Below are 587 nucleotides of genomic sequence, written 5' to 3'. Positions count from 1 at the left end.
TCCAGCCGCCGCCGCCTGACGACTTGCCTGCCTGCTTCCATCCTTGTCGCTCCTCATGCGTTACCGATGAGGGCATTGTTCGGATGGCAAGGCCGCGGTGAAGGACGCCGCAGGGCGACCGCTTACCGGTGAACAGCTGTCGCGTGTGCCGGACCTGCAGGCCAGGAAGCCGCGCGACCTCTGCTATGACGCCTTCGCCATCCTGCATTCCGGCCGCACCAAGACGCCCATCTTTGCCGTGGAGAAGCTCACCGCGGCGCAGCTGGCCGACGCTGCAGACGAAGAACGCACCAACAAGTTCTTCGCCGACGCGCGGCTGCCCCAGGCCGAGCGCGCCACGCTGGAGGATTACAAGGGCTCAGGCTTCGACCGCGGTCACATGGCGCCGGCTGCCGACATGCCCACGGCACAGGCCATGGCGCAGTCCTTCAGCCTGGCCAACATGGTTCCCCAGGCGCCGGAGAACAAGGCGTGGACTTCATGATGCACCTTGTTCAGTAGATTAAGCAGGGATAAGACAGGGCGACCGGCTGGAATACCGACCGCCAACACCGGGCACGAACGTGACGTTGCCCGGTGATTCGTAC

At 64.7% G+C, this 587-nt stretch carries 1 pseudogene; it reads left to right on the top strand.

From position 1 onward, the window contains the following. Positions 1 to 169: 169 nt before the first annotated feature. A pseudogene (locus FJ694_RS36595) lies at positions 170 to 475 on the top strand (DNA/RNA non-specific endonuclease); the annotation flags it as partial. Positions 476 to 587: the final 112 nt, after the last annotated feature.

It is taken from the genome of Azohydromonas aeria, assembly GCF_009760915.1.
Classification (GTDB): domain Bacteria; phylum Pseudomonadota; class Gammaproteobacteria; order Burkholderiales; family Burkholderiaceae_C; genus Azohydromonas; species Azohydromonas aeria.
The sequence above is the reverse complement of the archived record's forward strand: the minus strand, read 5'-3'. Positions and strand labels throughout refer to the sequence as shown.